The organism is uncultured Thalassospira sp. (assembly GCF_963976115.1).
Taxonomy (GTDB): Bacteria; Pseudomonadota; Alphaproteobacteria; order Rhodospirillales; family Thalassospiraceae; genus Thalassospira.
The window spans coordinates 12,787-30,625 of sequence record NZ_CAXBJJ010000020.1 but is presented as its reverse complement, the minus strand read 5'-3'; the positions used below and the strand labels follow the sequence as shown (position 1 = coordinate 30,625).

Annotated in this window: 14 protein-coding genes and 2 tRNA genes; 11 read left to right on the top strand and 5 right to left on the bottom strand. The window is 53.3% G+C overall.

What is annotated here, in order from left to right; all coding sequences use genetic code 11:
- Nucleotides 1–236: 236 nt before the first annotated feature.
- Nucleotides 237–1,370 carry a DUF2336 domain-containing protein gene (locus AAC086_RS20680; RefSeq protein WP_339781617.1) on the top strand — a complete coding sequence of 378 codons (1,134 nt, stop codon included), beginning with the start codon at nt 237–239 and terminating at the stop codon, nt 1,368–1,370.
- A 178-nt stretch (nt 1,371–1,548) separates the two neighbouring features.
- On the opposite strand, the gene AAC086_RS20675 is transcribed toward AAC086_RS20680, so the two are convergent.
- Nucleotides 1,549–1,625: transfer RNA gene (locus tag AAC086_RS20675), tRNA-Pro, on the bottom strand.
- Between the two features lie 211 nt (nt 1,626–1,836).
- Nucleotides 1,837–2,829 (bottom strand): AraC family transcriptional regulator, encoded by a 993-nt coding sequence (locus tag AAC086_RS20670; protein WP_339781615.1) that lies wholly within the window; start codon nt 2,827–2,829, stop codon nt 1,837–1,839.
- Between the two features lie 61 nt (nt 2,830–2,890).
- Here AAC086_RS20670 and AAC086_RS20665 point away from each other — a divergent pair, with 61 nt between their 5' ends.
- A complete protein-coding gene (locus AAC086_RS20665; protein ID WP_339781614.1) occupies nt 2,891–4,141 on the top strand; it encodes an MFS transporter in 1,251 nt (416 codons plus the stop codon).
- Nucleotides 4,142–4,229: 88 nt separating this feature from the next.
- Here the strand turns inward: AAC086_RS20665 and AAC086_RS20660 are convergent.
- Together AAC086_RS20660 and AAC086_RS20655 are read right to left on the bottom strand one after the other, a co-directional pair.
- Nucleotides 4,230–4,306 (bottom strand) — tRNA-Pro (locus tag AAC086_RS20660).
- Nucleotides 4,307–4,393: 87 nt separating this feature from the next.
- On the bottom strand, nt 4,394–5,404 hold the full coding sequence (locus AAC086_RS20655) for a polyprenyl synthetase family protein (protein WP_339781613.1): 1,011 nt from the start codon (nt 5,402–5,404) through the stop codon (nt 4,394–4,396).
- A gap of 386 nt (nt 5,405–5,790) precedes the next feature.
- Here AAC086_RS20655 and AAC086_RS20650 point away from each other — a divergent pair, with 386 nt between their 5' ends.
- The 9 genes from AAC086_RS20650 (at nt 5,791) to AAC086_RS20610 (ending at nt 16,843) form a co-directional block, all read left to right on the top strand.
- Nucleotides 5,791–6,072 carry a DUF2007 domain-containing protein gene (locus tag AAC086_RS20650; protein ID WP_339781612.1) on the top strand — a complete coding sequence of 94 codons (282 nt, stop codon included), beginning with the start codon at nt 5,791–5,793 and terminating at the stop codon, nt 6,070–6,072.
- Between the two features lie 34 nt (nt 6,073–6,106).
- Nucleotides 6,107–6,913, top strand: a complete 807-nt coding sequence (locus AAC086_RS20645; RefSeq protein ID WP_339781610.1) for a methyltransferase — start codon at nt 6,107–6,109, stop codon at nt 6,911–6,913.
- Nucleotides 6,914–6,998: 85 nt separating this feature from the next.
- On the top strand, nt 6,999–7,244 hold the full coding sequence (locus AAC086_RS20640) for a hypothetical protein (protein WP_339781608.1): 246 nt from the start codon (nt 6,999–7,001) through the stop codon (nt 7,242–7,244).
- 377 nt (nt 7,245–7,621) lie between these two features.
- Nucleotides 7,622–9,310 carry a methyl-accepting chemotaxis protein gene (locus AAC086_RS20635; RefSeq protein WP_339781607.1) on the top strand — a complete coding sequence of 563 codons (1,689 nt, stop codon included), beginning with the start codon at nt 7,622–7,624 and terminating at the stop codon, nt 9,308–9,310.
- 931 nt (nt 9,311–10,241) lie between these two features.
- Nucleotides 10,242–11,132 carry a glycine--tRNA ligase subunit alpha gene (locus AAC086_RS20630; RefSeq protein ID WP_339781605.1) on the top strand — a complete coding sequence of 297 codons (891 nt, stop codon included), beginning with the start codon at nt 10,242–10,244 and terminating at the stop codon, nt 11,130–11,132.
- A gap of 3 nt (nt 11,133–11,135) precedes the next feature.
- Entirely contained in the window at nt 11,136–13,199 is a 2,064-nt protein-coding gene (glyS, locus tag AAC086_RS20625; RefSeq protein ID WP_339781603.1) for a glycine--tRNA ligase subunit beta, read from the top strand.
- A gap of 47 nt (nt 13,200–13,246) precedes the next feature.
- Complete coding sequence (gene ppdK / locus AAC086_RS20620) at nt 13,247–15,910, top strand: pyruvate, phosphate dikinase (RefSeq protein WP_339781601.1); 2,664 nt, start codon at nt 13,247–13,249, stop codon at nt 15,908–15,910.
- A gap of 146 nt (nt 15,911–16,056) precedes the next feature.
- The gene (locus AAC086_RS20615; protein ID WP_339781600.1) at nt 16,057–16,335 is read left to right on the top strand and encodes a hypothetical protein; all 279 of its coding nucleotides are present in this window, start codon (nt 16,057–16,059) and stop codon (nt 16,333–16,335) included.
- On the top strand, nt 16,319–16,843 hold the full coding sequence (locus AAC086_RS20610) for a hypothetical protein (protein ID WP_339781598.1): 525 nt from the start codon (nt 16,319–16,321) through the stop codon (nt 16,841–16,843). The genes AAC086_RS20615 and AAC086_RS20610 overlap by 17 nt, the downstream gene beginning before the upstream one ends.
- An 88-nt stretch (nt 16,844–16,931) precedes the next feature.
- Here AAC086_RS20610 and AAC086_RS20605 read toward each other — a convergent pair whose 3' ends face one another.
- Nucleotides 16,932–17,834, bottom strand: a complete 903-nt coding sequence (locus tag AAC086_RS20605) for a folate-binding protein (protein WP_339781596.1) — start codon at nt 17,832–17,834, stop codon at nt 16,932–16,934.
- Between the last annotated feature and the right edge of the window lie 5 nt (nt 17,835–17,839).

Genomic DNA, 17,839 nt, shown 5'->3' with positions numbered 1-17,839 from the left:
ATGTGGCGTGATGCACACGCCGAACGCAACGTGAAACTTTCTGACAGCCCCCGGCGGGTAACGCAATCAAAGCTCGACAGTTCGTGGAATCATTATAAGTCGCGAAAGATGATCACGTACAGGTTATCCTACCCAAATTCGCAAGCGAATAAATTGCGTTCAATCAATTGGCTGTTGGGTGTATAGTCACAAATGTAACGGTTGGTGGAATTTCCGACCGTAGCAGGAGAGGTTACGTGGCCCCGATTACAAAAAACGACGTTGCAAAACTGATTAATGATCCTTCGGGCAACAACCGCGCAGAAGCGGCGGATAAAATCAGCAAGCAATTCAGTGACGACCAGTTGACCGATAACGAGCGTTCGCTGGCCGAAGAGATATTTCGCATCATGATAAAGGATGCGGAAGTCCGGGTGCGCAAGGCGCTGGCGCGCAATCTGAAACAGACGCCGCTTTTGCCCCACGATGTCGCGCTGACACTGGCGCGTGACGTGGATGCGGTTGCCCTGCCGATATTGCAGTTCTCCGAAATTCTAAGCGATAGTGACCTGGTTGATATTATCGGTGATGGCCCTGACAGCATTGAAAAACAGCGCGCCATTGCCACGCGCGGCACCGTTTCCGAAGCGGTTTCCAGTGCGCTGGTCGATGCCGGGCATGAAGATGTTCTGGTCGAACTGATCGGTAATGACGGTGCTGAAATCAGCGAAAAATCCCTGCAAAAGGTGGTTGACGATTTCGGTCAAAATGAACGTATTCAGAAACCGATCATCTCGCGCAACCATTTGCCCATCACGATTGCCGAACGCATGGTGACCCTGGTTTCTGACCGTTTGCGCGGTGAACTTGTGTCGCGCGGGCATCTGCCCGAAGGCATTGTCAATGCCGTGATGACCCAGTCGCAGGAAAGCGCAACCATCGGGTTGCTGGGCGATGACAGCGAAAGCCGCGATGTCGAAATTCTGGTCGAGCATCTATATGTCAATAACCGTTTGACCGGTGGTTTGATTCTGCGGGCGTTATGCATGGGGGATATTTCGTTCTTTGAAGCCGGAATTGCCCGCCGTGCTGGTGTGTCGCTGATAAATACCCGGGTCCTTATTCACGATTCCGGTCTTTACGGATTGCAGGCAATTTACAACAAGGCCGACATGCCGGCCAGTTTCTTTACCGGTGTGCGTGCCGCCCTTGAGGTCGCCCACGAAACCGATATGGATGGCCGTGAAAAAGACCGTGAACGTTATTCGCGGCGCATGATCGAACGCATTCTGACCCAGTATGGGGATCTTGGTGTTGAATTTGACTCCGACGACGTCGATTACCTGATGGGGCGGATGTTGCAATTGCCCAGTGAAAGCAGCCTGCATTAGGGGTGCAACCCGGGATTTGTCCCTTTGTTATAAAACGCACCCATCGCATATGCTGGCGGGTGCGTTTTTGTTTAGGGGCGGTCAGGTTGGTAATGAAGGGCAGAAAGGAAGGGGGAATTCAGCGGTGAAAAAAAAGAAACCCCGTCGCCATGTTTCAGGCGCCAGGGTTCCTAACTGATGGTCGGAGCGAGAGGATTCGAACCTCCGACCCCTGCCTCCCGAAGACAGTGCTCTACCAGGCTGAGCTACGCTCCGTCAGTGTGGGCGATTATCTATCCTGTATGATTAAGCAGTTCAAGTATAATTGCGGCATGTCGCGGCATTTTTTGGTATCTTGATCACTGAGTTGAAAATGTCGCAAATTGATCGTGTTTTCGGTTGTTCGTCAGTTGCGGTATGTTCTGGTGCTTGGCAGCGTCAAAATCAGTAAAAATGATACTTGTTAAAGAAACATGATCTATCACATTCAGGCCTTCCGGCTGATGCCAGGGGGCTGACCGTTGATACGCTTAAAAGCGCGACTGAACGCTGCCTGAGACGTATAGCCGAGGCGTTGAGCGGCAGCCTCGATAGATAGTCTTTCGTCGCTCAGCCATAGGCGGGCGAGATTCATTCGCAGTTCTGTCAGATATTTTAGGGGCGGGATGCCGATCGTGGACTGAAATCGCTGTGCAAAGGCAGAGCGCGAAATGCGTGCCTCTGCTGCCATGTCCGTAACGTTCCAGTCACGGCCTGGCTGCCGGTGTAACGCCAATATGGCACGGGCCAGACGGGGATCGCGCAGTGCGGCAACAAGACCGGATGCGTTTTCACATCCTCCTTCTATCCAGCCACGTACGATCAGGGCGGCCGCCACATCGGCAAGCCGCGCAAGAATACCGGCGAAACCAATGCGGCCAGCACAAATTTCACGTTTCATGGATTCAAGAATGGGGAGTAATCCCGGGTGGCGGTGTTCTTGCGTGCTTGTCGTCATGACGTCTGGCATGAGCTTGCCAAGCCCTTGCATGCCGCCGAGATTGAATTCCATACAGCCATAAAAGAGAACGGCACTTGGCGTCGGATGTGTGCTGGGGCATGTGTTGACGCCGCTTACCGCTTCGCCAAGGGGGGCCACATCAAATGTGTCGATATTTTCAAATGCGTTATCTGGATCCGATAAAATCTGATGCGCCTGGCCCCGTGGCATCAGGACTGCACTCCCTGCTGACAGGTCGTGCAATGCGCCGTCTTCAGTCCGCAACACAGCTTTGCCGAAAGCCAGAAAGTGGAAATAGACATGCTCTGGCCTGGCATCAAATCCCATACCAAAGGATGGACCGGTTTGAATGCGTCGGTACTTGACACCACGCAGACGCATGTCGGCGAGCAGCTCGCTGATAAACTCGGACGATAAGGCAAATTGATTTTGCATGGTCATTTCTGGCGTTTTGATCAAAATATCAAGACCAGCCATCATAGATCATCCTGAATTTTGCATCTAGTCTTTAGGTAATCGTTGTTTCCTAGGGATATTCAAGATGAGTGATGATGTTTTTAAGACCGGGTCTGCTATCCAGTGCGATAGCGGATCGGCTGTGGAGTCCGCGGCACCTGCCTGGATGGCCGTGTTTTCGCTGACAATGGGGGTGTTTGGCCTTCTGACGGCAGAATACCTTCCTGCCAGCCTTCTGACACCAATGGCAACTGATTTGGGCGTATCTGAAGCGCTGGCGGGTCAGGCGGTGACGGTGACGGCGGTGGTGGCCCTGTTTGCCGGGTTGCTGGTGCCCAAACTAACACGCGGGCTTGATCGTCGTGCTGTCCTGCTTGCTTTCACAATATTAATGATCATGTCCAACTTGCTGGTTGCGCTTTCCTCCAGTCTGGCCGTGTTATTGGCGATGCGGATTTTGCTGGGCATTGCGCTGGGAGGGTTCTGGAGCATGGCGGCAGCTGTGGCCATGCGTCTGGTGCCAGCCTGGCTGGTGCCAAGGGCATTGTCGATTATTTTTAGCGGCATTGCCGTTGGTACGGTGGTGTCTGTGCCCTTGGGAAGTTATCTGGGCGGCTTGTATGGCTGGCGTAGTGCCTTTGTTGCGGCGGCGGCGGTTGGCGGGTTAACGCTTGTCTTTCAATTGTTCACATTGCCCCGTATGGCACCGCGCAAGATGGCACATACCGCATCGGTGCTGGAACTGCTCCGCCGTCCCGGCATCGGGTTTGGGATGATGGGCTGTGTGCTTGCCCATACCGGCCAGTATGCGTTGTTTACCTATATCCGGCCTGCTCTTGAAAGTGTTGCCCATGTCGATGTTCCGGGCTTGTCGTTAATGTTGCTGGGCTTCGGGGCCGCCAATTTTGTGGGGACCTTGCTGTCGGGCTGGCTGATGGAACGTAGTTTGCGCGCGACATTGGTCGTGATGCCGGCGTTGGTCGGTGGTGCTGCGTTGGCAATGATTCTGCTGCCCGTACAGGGAACCGGTTTGATGCTGCTGGTTGCTTTGTGGGGGCTGGCATTTGGCGGTGTTCCGGTCGCATGGTCCAGCTGGGTTGCGCGGGCGGTGCCTGATCAGGCCGAGGCTGCGGGTGGCATGGTCGTTGCGTCGGTGCAATCTTCCATCGCCTCGGGTGCGGCATTGGGCGGTGTGGTTTTCGGTTTGGGCGGTGTAACGGGTGTTTTTATTGTGGCCGGTGCCGTGATGCTGCTGGCAGCATTTGTGATCGCCCTGAAAGTTCAGGTCGAACTCCCCCGGCATGGAGCTGTTGCGGATGCCGCTTCGGGTTTTTAGGCAACTGTGATTACGGCATAGATTAAAAACGAAAGTTTTGCATGAAAAAGGCCCTGAGATGCCAAAGCATTTCAGGGCCTTTGAATGATGGTCGGAGCGAGAGGATTCGAACCTCCGACCCCTGCCTCCCGAAGACAGTGCTCTACCAGGCTGAGCTACGCTCCGTCATTCTGCGAGCCGGGTATTAATCGGTATTGATCCGGCACGCAAGGAATTTTTCACAAAATCCGGGCAAAGAAAGTGACCCGTCGATCAATAGGGCCGCGAAATGCAAAACTCGACGGCTTCGATCATGGCATCTTTGATCGCACCATCGGGAAAGCGGGCAAGGTCGTTAATCGCCAGTACGCCATATTCACGTGCCCGGTTCATCGTGGCTTCAAGGGTGTTGTATTTGTGGATCAGGGCTTGCGCCCGGTCCAGGTCACCTTCCTCGAAATCCTGATCTTCCATGCACCGGCGCCAGAAGGCCTTTTCCTCGTCGCTGCCCTTGGCATAGGCAATAATCACGGGCAGGGTGACCTTGCCATCGCGGAAATCGTCGCCAACGGTTTTGCCAAGGGTGGCCTGGTGGGCGGAATAATCCAGCACGTCGTCAATCAGCTGAAACGCGGTGCCCAGATGCAAACCATAATCGCGCAGGGCAAATTCATCGGCTTCGGGCCGACCGGCAATAACCGCGCCAATATGTGATGCTGCGCCAAACAGGGCGGCGGTTTTCGCCATAATGACATCAAGATAGGCCTGTTCGGTGGTTGCCATGTCATTGGCGGTCGCAAGCTGCATCACTTCGCCTTCGGCAATAACCGCCGATGCGCGTGCCAGAATATCAAGCACTTTAAGCGAGCCGTTTTTAACCATCAGCGTAAACGAGCGGGCAAACAGAAAATCGCCAACCAGAACGCTGGCCTCGTTGCCAAACATGGCATTGGCCGATTCCTGCCCCCGACGTAACAGGCTTTCATCCACCACATCGTCATGAAGCAGGGTGGCTGTGTGAATGAATTCAACACAGGCGGCCATGTTGACAGCGGAAAAGCCGGTTTCATAGCCGCATAATCGCGCCGAGGCGAGGGTAAGCATCGGGCGCATTCGTTTGCCGCCTGCGGCAATCAGATGGCTGGCCAGTTGCGGGATAAGGGCAACGTCGCTGTGCATGTTGTCGATGATGACCTGATTAACCCGTTTCATGTCGGTATCGACAAGACGGACCAGGGAATCCAGGCTGGGTTGTGTGGTATGCTGCGGTGCAGTGTTATTCACGCTCTTTTCCGAAACAATTCGTGCGTCTTGACCTGGTTGCTAGCCACAGGTAACGCTGGTTTCATAATTCAGGGTCACGAACCGCTCATATGATTACAGCGGTCACCCGGATTTCTGAGGGTATGTGACGCAAAATCACTGGAAGATATATACATCTTTCAGGATTTTGCCACAAAACAGCCTGTGTAAATCCAGACGATCTGAAGAACAACTGTTGTCATACTCGCAGCTCCTGACCCTTGCCCAACATAGAGACGCCAGGCGTTGACGGTCAAGTGGACAAATCAATACCTCTTTTCGCTGTATTGAACAATTATATGCTATGCTACGGTCATATATACTGAACAGATTTACGCTACAGCGATTGAAAAGGTGTTGTGTCTGAAATGATTGAACTGGTACGCAGCAATGATCCGGTTGAGCTTAGCTGGGTTCAGTCGGTGCTGGCCGACGAGGGAATTGACTGCCTGATATTTGATTTTCATGCCTCCATCCTTGATGGATCGATCGGGGCTTTGCCCCGGCGTTTGATGGTAACACCCGATGATGAAAGCCGGGCGCGTTATATTCTTGAAATTGCGCGGCGCGATTTGCCTGGAAATAACGAGATTGACGCCGATAGTGATGCCGATGACGACGTTAACCCCTCTCGCCGTGACGATGTTTAAGACTGGTTTGGCCCGTGATGTTGCATAAAGATCCATGATCAAAACAGCGATGGCCGCTGCACCGGACGGCCCATATTTAACGGTGCCCGATTTCGCGCAAGACCGTATCAGCCATGATTTTTTGCTTGGCGGGGCTGTGACCCTGAAACAGCCGGTTGACGGGTATCGGGCGGCGGTCGATGCGGTGTTGCTGGCGGCTTCTGTCAATGTGGTGCGAAATCGGGACCGTAAAATACTCGATGTCGGGGCGGCAGTCGGATCTGCCGGGTTGTGTGTGGCCCGACGGATCGAGAACGCAATTGTGACCGGGGTTGAAGTGCAGGACGATTTATATGCCCTGTTTTGTCGCAACATTGTTGAAAACGGTTTTGAGGGCCGCGTGACGCCGGTTCACGGCGATATCAATAATCGGCATTTGCCACTGGTGGCAGAAAGTTTTGATCAGGTTATTTCCAACCCGCCTTATTATGCGGGGGGAACGCGGCCAATTAACGAAAGCCGGGCAACAGCCCACCAGGAAGGCCGTGCCGATCTGGCGGCATGGATCGGCTTTTGCCTTAAAATGGTGCGCCAGAAAGGACGGATAACACTGGTGCATCGTGCTGATCATCTGGACCGGATCATCGGCTTGCTATATGGCCGCGCCGGGGATGTGACGGTTTATCCGGTCTGGAGCAAGGCCAGCGCCGATATGCCGCTTCGGGTGATTGTTTCGGCCCGCAAGGGGGTTTCATCGCCGCTTAAAATGCGTCGGGGGCTGGTTTTGCATGACGAAACCGGCCAATATTTGCCTGAAACAGATCAGTTATTGCGGCATCCAGCGTCATTGCCCGGTTTCTAAAAGTATGTTTTTTGACTATAACACGGCCAGAAGCTGGAACGGGGCTGCCCCGTTCCGGTAAAAATGAGCATTTCCGGGGACGTTCATGCTGAGTTTTTCGCAAATTCTATTTACAGCCCTTGTCATTGTTGTGGTGTGGCAGGTGTCGCGGTTTTTGGGGCGAAAGGGCGCAAACCAGGCGCCTCGCGAAAATGCACGTGCGCGCTGGACCGGTCGGGTAAAACCGCGCAGCCAGGGCGAACCGGCACGCCCGATCGCACAGGACATGGAAAAATGTCCCCATTGCGGTGTTTATCATGCTGAAGGGCTGGCACATCGCTGCGATTCCTGATTTTCAGGGCGGTTCTTGTTTAAAAATTTATTTTATCATCAAAAAACCAGGCCACCTGCGCGCTGGTATTAAAACGCGACCCATTTGCACCAAAAGCCAGGTGCGAAAAACGCAATGCGGGTCGCAAATTATTTTTCCATGATCTTGAAGTCAAATAACGTGCCGCCAATGTCTAGGGGCAGGATAGCAGATGATGGTTCTGCTGCTGAGCCATCTGTATTCAAAAATACAGTTGTCGATATCTGTTCCGAATTAACAAAACGTGGAACGTGCAAGATCTGATCTTGCACAAAGTACGTAGGGATTATGTCGATGGCTATGGCGGGGGCAAGACTGCGCCTGTTGGCGCGGTGGAAACGTTTTAGAGGCAATGTATTATGGAATTTTTTTCTAATCTGAAGATTTCCCGAAAACTTGTCGTGGCTTTTGGGGTCATGTTGGTGCTGAATATTTTCGCAAGTGTTTTTGCGATTATCAAGATGCAAACCATCAATAGTACATCAACTGAAATTGCCGTGAACTGGCTGCCCAGTATCAAGGTGATTAACGAGATTAATGACAGCGTAAATAAAATGCGGTTATTTCAGTTGGCACATGTGCTCTCGAATGACGCCGATGACATGGCGGCATACGAAAGTAAAATTCAGCAGCAGATCGCAACCGAGCAGCGCGAGGCAAAGACCTATGAATCGCTGATTTCCTCGCCCGAGGAACGTGCGATGTGGCAAAAGGCAAGTGCCCTGATCACAAAATATGACAAGGCCTGGGAAGAGATTCTCGGTCTTTCACGCGCCAATCAGAATGCGCAGGCGCGCGACCTGATGCTGGGGGATGGCGAGAAACTTGTTGTTGAAATTCGCGAGATTCTTCAGGGCCTGGTGAAGATGAACCAGGAAGGGGGCAACGCAGCCTCGGCGCGGGGCGATGCCGAATATGCCTGGTCGCGCCTGTTGATGATTTGTGTGGCGGTTTTTGTTGCCGTGCTGACAATCGGGTTTTCCATTATTTTGTCCCGCGGGCTTGCAACACCCATCGTCAATATGACAGCGGTCATGTCGCGTTTGGCGGCGGGCGATAAATCGGCCGAGATTCCCGATATGGATCGCAAAGATGAAATTGGTGAAATGGCTGCTGCCGTGCAGGTGTTTCGCGACAATATGATCGAGGCCGAACGTTTGGCGCAGGCCGAAGAAACACGAAACAGGGACCGCGCCGCCCGGACCGAACGCATTGACGGTTTGACCCGGGAGTTTGACCGGGATGCCGGCATGACGATCGCTGCTGTGGCGTCTGCCGCGACCGAACTGCAATCCAACGCGCAATCCCTGTCGTCCCAGTCGGACAAGGCAACCCATCAGGCATCAACGGTGGCGTCTGCTGCGACACAAGCGACAGGCAATGTTCAGACGGTGGCCTCCGCCGCCGAGCAGCTTTCGGCATCGATCAGCCAGATTGCCAATGATGTTGCGCAGGCGGCTGCCGTCTCGAAAGAAGCTGTCAATCAGGCCGGTCATACGGGCCGTGTGGTCGGCAATTTACAGCAATCGGCGGTTAAGATTGGCGAGGTCGTCAGTTTGATTAATGATATTGCCAGCCAGACCAACCTGCTTGCCCTGAACGCCACCATTGAAGCCGCGCGGGCCGGGGAAGCCGGAAAGGGGTTTGCCGTGGTTGCCAGCGAAGTAAAAAACCTTGCCAATCAGACGGCACGGGCAACGGCAGACATTGGCGAACAGATATCGGCGACGCGTTCGGCAACCGATGAAGCAGTTAAGGCAATTGCTGATATTGTCGAAACAATTGAAAAAGTTAACGAAATCGCCAGCAGCATTGCCGCAGCCATCGAAGAGCAACAAGTTGCCACCGGTGAAATCGCCCGGAACGTTGAAGAGGCCGCCAGGGGCACGCAGGATGTGAATTCAAACATTTATGAAGTGACCAATGCCGTCCAGGGAACCGGTGAAGTGGCAAAAGATGTTTTGCAGGCATCTTCCGAACTTTCGCGGGAAGCCGAAAAGATGAGAACGATTGTCAGTACGTTTCTCGATAATGTTAAATCGGCCTGATCACACGATAAAACCAGACAGAACAGAAATTAACCGGGTCATTCATGGGAATGGCCCGGTTTTTTATATCAGGATTTTATGGAAAAGTTTTATCCAGGAGATCAAGGTTTTCAATCTTTCCGGGAAAATTGTCGGATGAAATCTATTTTTTAAAAATTTTAAATGAAAACTCAACTTAAAATATTGCTATGGTAATTATGATAACCTGTGAGTGTTGTTCAAAGGGTATCATTCTAACATCACTGGCGATAGAAAATATTGTTGGTTATTTAACCGGAAATAATTGTAAAGCAGGGCCAACTTTAACGGGTCAGCGGAATATTAATTTCTATTTACAGTATTTTCTGCTTAAATTCTGCACGCCGCTTTGCGATGTGGGAAACAGGGCTGATATCTTATTTTGCGGGAAGAAAAGGTATGCCTTGTCTAATTTCAAGATACCCCGAAAGCTGACGGTATCTTTTATGATGATGCTTATATTGAACCTGATCGCAAGTATTTTTGCGATTGTAAAAATGAACACGATTAACAACACCGCGCACGAAATCGCCGGCAACTGGTTGAATTAAACCAGGAAGGCGGAAATGCCCCATCCGTGCGCGGTGACGATACCTATGCGATGTCGCATAGTTCCCGGAACAAAGCGCGGGGATGGGGCATGCTGCCCGCGATGTTCTGCATGCTTCGAGTGAACTGTTACAGCAGGCAGAAAAAATGTGCGATTGGGCGCTTTGGGGATGAGGATCATTCTGCATGGCGACAATGCGCAAATAGAGGGTCTATCTTGCGACTGTGGCCTATAAAGTCCCAAAATCATCGTTAAAGCCGATCTTTGGGGGGGATCAGGGGGTTTGACTTCTTGACCGCGACAGGGTGGGGCGGTAGCTTGCCGCACGGAATTTACTGGCAACATTTACAGAGAGTACGCGCAATGGCGCTTGACGGTTCGCAACGTCCGCCTTCCTTTCAGGAAATTATTCTTCGGCTGCAAAGCTATTGGGCGGATCAGGGATGTGTCATCCTTCAGCCTTATGACCTTGAAGTTGGCGCGGGTACGTTTCATACCGCAACCACCCTGCGCGCGCTGGGCCCGGAAAGCTGGAATGCGGCCTATGTCCAGCCGTCGCGCCGCCCGACCGATGGCCGTTATGGCGAAAACCCCAACCGGTTACAGCATTATTACCAGTTTCAGGTTTTGATGAAGCCCTCACCGCCCAATGCCCAGGATTTGTATCTGGGGTCGCTGGCACATCTGGGCATTGACCCGATGGAACATGACATCCGCTTTGTTGAGGATGACTGGGAAAGCCCGACTTTGGGTGCCTGGGGTTTGGGCTGGGAAGTGTGGCTTGACGGCATGGAAGTTACCCAGTTTACCTATTTTCAGCAGGTTGGCGGGTTTGAATGTGACCCGGTGCCGGTTGAGCTGACCTATGGTCTGGAACGGTTGGCGATGTATATTCAGGGTGTCGAAAACGTTTACGACCTGGATTACAACGGCAATGGCGTTTCCTATGGCGATGTGTTTTTGCAAAATGAAAAAGAACAGTCGGCCTATAATTTCGAGGTTGCCAATACCGAAATGCTGTTCCGTCATTTCAAGGATGCCCAGGCGGAATGTGCGGTCAATATTGACCGCGGATTGGCGCTTCCTGCCTATGAACAGGCGATGAAAGCCAGCCATATCTTTAACCTGCTTGATGCACGCGGTGTCATTTCGGTTACCGAACGGGCTGCTTATATTGGTCGTGTGCGCGAAATGTCCAAATCCTGCTGCGAAGCCTGGCTTCGGTCGCGCGGGCATTTGAAAGAGGGGGCATAAGACATGGCCGAACTTCTGCTTGAACTGTTTTCCGAAGAAATTCCGGCCCGGATGCAGGCGCGTGCCAGTGCCGATCTTGAAAAGCTGGTCACCGATGGCCTGAAGGCCGCCGACCTTGGCTTCGATAAGGTTGAAAGCCTGGTCACACCGCGCCGTTTAACTCTGATTATTGACGGCCTGCCCGACAAACAGCCTGACTTGCGTGAAGAACGCCGTGGCCCGCGCGCCGACGCCCCGGAAAAGGCGATTAACGGCTTTTTGGCTGGCAATGGCGTGACGCTGGAACAATGCGAAAAACGCGAAACGCCCAAGGGTGTTTTCCTGTTTGCCATTGTCGAGCAAAAGGGCCGTGCCGCATCGGTTGTGATCAAGGATATCATTGAAGATGCGATGAACAAATTGCCGTGGCCAAAATCCATGCGCTGGGCGGATCATAAAGTGCGCTGGGTGCGCCAGCTTGACCGTATTTTGTGCCTGTTTGACGGTGCGGTTATCCCGGTAAGTTACGGTGTGGTGACGGCGGGAAATGTTACCAGTGGTCATCGCTTTTTGGCACCGGCTGTTTTTGCCGTTAACAATGCCAGCGAATACAAAGCCAAATTGAACTTTGCCAAGGTGATGCTGGACCGCGAACAACGCAAACGCGTGATCGCCGAAGGCTGCTTGAAACTGGCACGTGATGCCGGGTTGAAACTGGTTGATGATCAAGGGTTGCTTGATGAGGTTTGCGGACTGGTTGAATGGCCGGTACCGGTAATGGGCAAGATCGACGATCATTTCATGGATGTCCCGCGCGAGGTTTTGGAAACCTCGATGCGGGAACACCAGAAATATTTCGTTCTCGAAGATACCAGCGGCAAACTGGCGGCCCGTTTCATTACCATTTCCAATATGGTGACAATGGACCACAACGCCCGGATCATTGCCGGGAATGAGCGTGTTTTGCGCGCCCGCCTTCATGATGCCAAATTTTTCTGGGATCAGGATCGTAAGGTTACATTGGAATCGCGTCTGCCCAAGCTTGAGACCATCGTTTTTCATGCCAAACTTGGCACTGTTGCCGAACGTGTTTTGCGCATGCGCGGTCTGGCGCGTGAGGTATCAACCTCGATTGCTGGCTGTGATGTGACGCTGGCGGATCGGGCAGCCCAAATTGCCAAGGCGGACCTGGTGTCGAACATGGTGTTCGAATTTACCGAGCTTCAGGGCCTGATGGGCAAATATTACGCCGAAAATGACGGCGAAAAACCCGAAGTGGCCCAGGCCATTGCCGAGCATTATGCCCCGGCTGGCCCGTCTGACATGTGCCCGACGGCACCTGTTTCGGTTGCGGTGGCCCTGGCCGAGAAACTCGACACTTTGGCGGGTTTCTTTACCATTGATGAAAAACCTACCGGGTCGAAAGATCCGTTTGCGCTCCGCCGTGCGGCATTGGGCGTTATTCGCCTGGTGCTGGAAAACGGTCTGCGTTTGCCGTTGCGGCGCTTGTTTGCCTATGCGGTGTCTCAATACCCGGCTTCTGTTCGCCGGGACGCGGCGGTCGAGGAACTTCTTGTCTTCTTCGCTGACCGTTTAAAAGTTCATCTGCGTGAACAGGGTGTGCGCCATGATCTGGTGTCCGCCGTGTTTGCGCTCGATGGCGAGGACGATCTTGTACGCCTGCTGGCCCGGGTTGATGCGCTTGCCGATTTTGTATCGGGCGAAAGCGGCGTTAACCTTATGGCTGGCTATAAACGGGCTTCCAATATTCTGCGGATTGAAGAGAAAAAGGACGATATGTCCTATGACGCGACAGTGGATGTTGCGCTTCTTTCGCAAGACGAGGAACGGCGTTTGTATGAGGCGCTCATCGACGTCCGGCATAAGGCTTTGCCCCTGCTTCGGGCCGAGGATTATGCCGCGGCGATGGCCGGTTTTGCGGAATTGCGCGGGCCGGTTGACGCATTCTTTGAAAAAGTAACGGTCAATAGCGACAATGCCGATGAACGGGCCAACCGTTTGAAGCTTCTTGCGCAGATCCGTGCGGCGATGCATGACATTGCGGATTTTTCAAAGATCGAATCGTGAATAAGGCTGCGGACTGAAATACCAATGCCAGATGAGGAACAGGCAAGATGACCAAATGGGTGTACGGCTTTGGCGGTGGAAGCGCTGAAGGACGTTCGGAAATGCGTGAATTGTTGGGCGGCAAGGGGGCAAACCTTGCTGAAATGTCCAATCTCGGGCTTCCGGTTCCACCAGGATTTACCATCACAACCGAAGTTTGCACGGCGTTTTATGACAATGACCGTAATTATCCGGCGGACCTGAATGATGAAGTGGAAGCCGCCCTCGTCGCGGTGGAAAATCTGGTCGGGCGTAAATTTGGGAATACCGCCGATCCCTTGCTGGTCTCTGTCCGATCAGGTGCGCGCGCCTCGATGCCGGGCATGATGGATACGGTTCTGAATTTGGGCCTGAATGACGATACGGTAGAAGGTTTGGCGGCGGTCTCGGGTGATCGCCGTTTTGCGTATGACAGCTATCGTCGGTTCATTCAGATGTATGGCGACGTTGTTTTGGGCGTCGAGCATTACAATTTCGAAGAAATCCTTGAAATCCACAAGGAAGACAAGGGCTATATCCTTGATACCGAAATGTCGGCGGATGACTGGCAGGAAATTGTCGAAGGCTTTAAAGCCAAGGTCGCCGAAGAACTGGGCCGCCCGTTTCCGCAAGACCCGCGTGAACAGTTGTGGGGTGCCATTGGTGCCGTTTTTGGCAGCTGGATGAACGCGCGGGCCAATACTTATCGCCGTCTTCACAACATCCCCGCAAGCTGGGGCACGGCGGTGAATGTTCAGGCGATGGTCTTTGGCAATATGGGCGATGAATGCGCCACCGGTGTTTGCTTCTCGCGCAATCCCTCGACCGGGGAAAACCGTTTTTACGGCGAATATCTGATCAATGCGCAGGGCGAAGACGTGGTTGCGGGCATTCGTACGCCGGCACCGCTGACCAAAATTGAACGGGAGGAATCAGGGTCGGACCTTTTGTCGATGGAAGAAGCCATGCCCGGTGTTTTTGCCGAGCTGGTGGAGATTCGCGACAAGCTGGAATCGCATTATCGCGACATGCAGGACATGGAATTTACGGTGGAATCCAACCGTTTATACATGCTGCAAACCCGGTCGGGCAAACGGACGGCCAAGGCGGCCCTGCGGATTGCTGTGGAAATGTGCGAGGACGGTGTGATTAGCCGTGATGATGCCCTGATGCGGGTGGACCCCGCCCAGCTGGACCAGATGTTGCACCCGACCCTGGACCCGGATGCCGATAAAAAAGTGATTGGCATGGGTCTTCCGGCGTCACCTGGGGCGGCGTCGGGACAGATCGTGTTTTCCGCCGAAGTCGCCGAAGACTGGGCCCATAACAAGGGCCGCAAGGTTGTACTGGTGCGTATTGAAACCAGCCCCGAAGATATTGCCGGGATGCACGCCGCCGAAGGTATTTTGACCGCACGTGGCGGCATGACCAGCCACGCCGCTGTTGTGGCGCGCGGCATGGGCAAGCCCTGTGTGTGTGGTGCGGGTGCGATCAAGATTGACTATCGCGGTGGCACGCTGAATGCCGGTGGCGTGATGCTGAAAGAAGGCGACGTCATTACCATTGATGGCGGGACGGGCGAAGTGATGCTGGGCGAAGTTGCCACCTTGAAGCCCGATCTTTCAGGCGATTTTTCGCAGTTGATGGAATGGGCCGACGGGGTGCGCCGCCTGAAGGTGCGCACCAATGCCGAAACCCCGGAAGATGCCCAAACCGCGCGCGGATTTGGCGCCGAAGGCATTGGCCTGTGCCGCACCGAACATATGTTCTTTGATCCGGCCCGGATCATTTCAATGCGCGAAATGATTTTGGCTGAAACCGAGGCCGGGCGTCGCACGGCGCTGGGCAAACTTTTGCCCTATCAGCGCCAGGACTTTATCGACCTGTTTCGCATTATGAAGGGCTTGCCGGTTACCATTCGTCTGCTCGACCCGCCTTTGCATGAATTTTTGCCGCATGGCGATAATGAAATTGCCGAGGTGGCAAAGGCCGCCGACGTATCGGAAAGTGTGGTTCGCCGCCGTTTGCTGGATCTGGCGGAATCAAACCCGATGTTGGGCCATCGCGGGTGCCGTCTTGGTATCAGCTATCCTGAAATCTATGAAATGCAGGCGCGCGCCATTTTTGAAGCCGCGATCGAGGTGTCAAAGGCTGGCGGCGATCAGGTTATTCCTGAAATCATGATTCCGCTGGTGGTCGGCAAAAAGGAACTCGAAATCCTTAAAGCTGCGATTGTCAAAGTGGCAGGCGAGGTTGAAGCCGAGCAATCAGCCAAACTGACCTATCTTGTCGGCACCATGATCGAACTGCCGCGCGCCGCTCTTCGTGCCGGTGACATTGCCGAGGAAGCCGAATTTTTCAGTTTTGGCACCAACGATTTGACCCAGACCACCTTTGGTCTGTCGCGCGATGATGCTTCGCACTTCCTTGATACATACATCGCCAAGGACATTTTCGCGGGCGACCCGTTTGTATCGCTTGATCAGGAGGGTGTGGGCGAATTGATTGCGCTGGCCGCCGAACGGGGCCGCAAAACCCGCCCCGACATCAAACTGGGCATTTGCGGCGAACATGGTGGCGACCCGGCATCAATTGCGTTCTGTGAAAAACAGGGCCTTGATTATGTTTCCTGCTCGCCCTATCGCGTGCCGATTGCCCGGTTGGCCGCCGCACAGGCGGCTTTGAAAAAATAACGATACGCTGCCTGGTTCGCCTTGAAGACTGTATTGATTGATGCCCGCCTTGATCCTTATAAGGGATCAAGGCGGGCATTTTTCGATTTCAGGTTTTACGTCAACAAAGTTGTCAATTGACAACTTTGTTGACGGGGAGTATGAGTGTGAGCAGAAAACGACATCCTAAAAAAGATGTGGAAAAGGTTTTGTCACATCTGGAATCCATTGGCTGGGTTGTGGAGGTTCGCCATAGCAGCGGACATGCGTGGGGCCTTTTACGATGCCCCAATAATGACCGCGACTGCCGGTGTGGCGAATTTTGTCAGATGTCGATTTCCTCTACACCGCAAAACCCCGCAAGCCATGCCGCGAAACTTGAAAACAAGGCTTTAAGCTGCATTTACCTGCTAGATGAAAAGGAAAAAGATGATGGAATTGTTTGAATTTGATCTTGTTTTTTCCCTTCCGGAAGGCAGCACGCATGATGCTTTCGCCCTTGCCGATTGCATTTATGCTGCGGGCTTTGACGACGCAGTGATTGGAACAGGGCAGCCGGGACTTTTGGCCGCTTCACTGGAATGCGCGGGAGAGGACGCCGAAACTGTCATTCGCCAGGTTGCGCGTGCGATATTGCCGCATCTGCCAGCAGGTTCATGGTTACGCGAAGTTCGCCCTGATCTGGTAAGCTTGGCCGATGTAGCCGGACGGCTGCAAATTAAACGCCAGTCTTTGCAAAAGCGCCCTATGCCACAGCCGGTAACGCACGGGCTTTATCGCGTTACGGAAATATTTGGCGTTCTTACACAACAGCTAAATGAAAAACCGAGTGCTCGCTTCGATATCGATAACGCAAAGCCATGGTTCGCGGCCGGAAAAGGGGCGCAACGATTAAATGCCCGATTGGCACTTGGGGATTTGGATGCGGCCTCTCTTGATATCGCAACGGCATAATCCGTCATTTTAATCGCAAAATCCCCCGAACATGTTATTCGGGGGATTAATCGTGATCAGGTTAAAGGAAAAGTGCTTTAAATAGTGGTTATTCAGTTGCAGGTAGTTGCACCCAGTCTGGCACCTTAACGGTGATGGTGGCGTCACCGGCTTTTAAGCTGGCGCCGTCTGAAATGCGTTCCAGGCGGATCATGGCCAGTCCGGCCGTGCCATGGATGCTTTTGATCGTGCCCGCTTCGCGGTCGTTATTCATGATCAAGCTGCCAATTTCGGGTGTCGGGCCGTCAATTTCAATGGGCAGCAGGCGTTTGCGCACCAGCCCGCGATATTTGGTGCGCGCGGTTAATTCCTGGCCCATATAGCAGCCTTTTTTAAAATCAACGCCGTTTAGCTCTTCAAACCCGTTTTCTAGCAGGATCGCTTTGTCAACCTCAAGCTCTTCGCTGCCATTGGGCAGGCCAAGGCGGACGCGCCGTGCGTGATAGGCATCGGGTGTGCTTTGGGTTGCACCAATGCCTGCCAGGGCGGATTCTTCGCCGGTTGGTAACAATATCCGGCATCCCATTGCCGCCAACCGCGGGTCGACGGCCTTGATGCCTTTGCCAAAGGGGGCTGTCGCACCGGCCTGTTGGGGCAGGGCAAGGGAGGCCAGGGCTGTGTCGCCGAAAACAGCAAATACATCATAATCTTCGCTGACATCGGTCAGTTCGACCTTGGCGCGCAATTTATACATGCGCAGCTTTTTAAACAGGTTTTCGGCCCGTTCCCCGCCTTCACACTCGACCAGCAGGCTGTTGTCATCCTGATAATACATGAAAAAATCAAACAGGAATTTACCCTGCGGGGTTAGCAAAGCCCCATAACCCGATTGCTCCGGGCTGATTTTTTCGACATTGTTGGTGACAAGCCCTTGCAGAAAATCGATGCGGTCTGCACCACTAATGCGGATAACAGCGCGGTTGGGCAGGGGGGTATACAAAGTTTTGCTCATTTCCA